The 2,500-nt window shown below is 54.2% G+C and carries 1 tRNA gene and 2 rRNA genes (1 of these 3 cut by a window edge); all 3 read right to left on the reverse strand.

Annotated elements, in window-relative coordinates:
• Positions 1–48 precede the first annotated feature (48 nt).
• A tRNA-Met gene (locus FJ424_RS33180) sits at positions 49–125 on the reverse strand.
• Between the two features lie 201 nt (positions 126–326).
• Positions 327–441: ribosomal RNA gene (gene rrf / locus FJ424_RS33185) — 5S ribosomal RNA — on the reverse strand.
• A gap of 89 nt (positions 442–530) precedes the next feature.
• A 23S ribosomal RNA gene (locus FJ424_RS33190) occupies positions 531–2,500 on the reverse strand; it runs 830 nt beyond the window's last position.

The raw sequence follows: 2,500 nt of genomic DNA on the forward strand, positions 1-2,500 counted from the left end.
AAAAACCGCCCCGGTTAGACCGGGACGGTTATTGATTTATGATAAAATTGGTTGCGGGGACAGGATTTGAACCTGTGACCTTCAGGTTATGAGCCTGACGAGCTACCGGGCTGCTCCACCCCGCGTCAACTACGAGCAAGCGTTTGCTTGCGTCCTTGAGGTAAGGTTTAACTTACCGGAATCAAGAGACCACCAAATGAAAGGGCCGCTTGCGCGGCCCATGATCCCGTTTGGCGGGCCTAAATATCGTAAGGAGAAGATTTGTCTCGATCCGGATCTGTTTGGCTCTGTTTGGCCCGGATGTGAGCTGAACGTGCGCTTGGCAGACCTGGCAGCGACCTACTCTCCCGCGTCTTGAGACGAAGTACCATCAGCGCTGGAGCGTTTCACGGCCGAGTTCGGAATGGGATCGGGTGCAGCCGCTCCGCCATAACCACCAGGTCGGCAAAACGCACGTTCAAATCGAGAAGCTGTTTTCTGTGCCGGCGACAATCCTTCGGATTGCGCCTTGATGGATATAAGTAATGAGAACGATCAAGCCTATCGAACTATTAGTACCGGTAAGCTTCAAGCGTTGCCGCTCTTCCACACCCGGCCTATCAACGTGGTCGTCTTCCACGGTTCTCAGGGAATACTCGTTTCAAGGTGGGTTTCCCGCTTAGATGCCTTCAGCGGTTATCCCGTCCGGATATAGCTACCCTGCAATGCGGCTGGCGCCACAACAGGTCCACCAGAGATCCGTCCATCCCGGTCCTCTCGTACTAGGGACAGATCCTTTCAATATTCCTACACCCACGGCAGATAGGGACCGAACTGTCTCACGACGTTCTGAACCCAACTCACGTACCGCTTTAAATGGCGAACAGCCATACCCTTGGGACCTGCTCCAGCCCCAGGATGCGATGAGTCGACATCGAGGTGCCAAACAACCCCGTCGATATGGACTCTTGGGGGTCATCAGCCTGTTATCCCCGGCGTACCTTTTATCCGTTGAGCGATGGCCCTTCCACGCGGGACCACCGGATCACTATGACCGACTTTCGTCTCTGCTCGACTTGTCAGTCTCGCAGTCAGGCAGGCTTATGCCATTGCACTCAGCGAACGATTTCCGACCGTTCTGAGCCCACCATCGCGCGCCTCCGTTACTCTTTAGGAGGCGACCGCCCCAGTCAAACTACCCACCATACATTGTCCCGGACCCGGATAACGGGCCGCGGTTAGACATCCATAGTAATAAGGGTGGTATTTCAAGGGTGGCTCCACCTGAGCTGGCGCCCAGGTTTCAAAGCCTACCACCTATCCTACACATGCCACTACGAATGCCAATGTAAAGCTATAGTAAAGGTGCACGGGGTCTTTCCGTCTAACCGCAGGAACCCCGCATCTTCACGGGGAATTCAATTTCACTGAGTCTATGCTGGAGACAGCGGGGAAGTCGTTACGCCATTCGTGCAGGTCGGAACTTACCCGACAAGGAATTTCGCTACCTTAGGACCGTTATAGTTACGGCCGCCGTTTACTGGGGCTTCGATTCAGAGCTTGCACCCCTCCTCTTAACCTTCCAGCACCGGGCAGGCGTCAGACCCTATACGTCGCCTTGCGGCTTCGCAGAGCCCTGTGTTTTTGATAAACAGTCGCTACCCCCTGGTCTGTGCCACCCTCCTCTGCTTGCGCAGAAAAGGGTCACGCTTCTTCCGAAGTTACGCGTGCAATTTGCCGAGTTCCTTCAGCATAGTTCTCTCAAGCGCCTTGGTATACTCTACCTGACCACCAGTGTCGGTTTCGGGTACGGTCTATAAGGAGGAGCTATTTCCTGGAACCGCTCCGCTGCCCGTTCAATCCGATAAGATTGGACAACTTGTGCGATCCGTCACTACCTCCAGGCCCACGAATATTAACGTGGTTCCCATCGACTACGCGTTTCCGCCTCGTCTTAGGGGCCGGCTAACCCTGCTCAGATTAACTTTAAGCAGGAACCCTTGGTCTTTCGGCGGGGGAGTCTCTCACTCCCCTTACGTTACTCATGTCAGCATTCGCACTTCTGATACCTCCACCGCCCCTCACGGGTACGGCTTCATCAGCTTACAGAACGCTCCGCTACCGCTCGTGATTGCTCACGAACCCTAAGCTTCGGTGTATGGCTTTAGCCCCGTTACATTTTCGGCGCAAAGACCCTTATTTAGACCAGTGAGCTGTTACGCTTTCTTTAAATGATGGCTGCTTCTAAGCCAACATCCTGGTTGTTTTGGGATCCTCACATCCTTTCCCACTTAGCCATAACTTGGGGACCTTAGCTGTAGGTCAGGGTTGTTTCCCTTTTCACGACGGACGTTAGCACCCGCCGTGTGTCTGCCGACTAGTACTCCCAGGTATTCGGAGTTTGGTTAGGTTTGGTAATCCGGTGAGGACCCCTAGCCCATCCAGTGCTCTACCCCCTGGGGTATTCGGTCGACGCTCTACCTAAATAGATTTCGCGGAGAACCAGCTATTTCCGAGTTTG

The organism is Mesorhizobium sp. B3-1-8, from assembly GCF_006439495.1.
Taxonomy (GTDB): Bacteria; Pseudomonadota; Alphaproteobacteria; order Rhizobiales; family Rhizobiaceae; genus Mesorhizobium.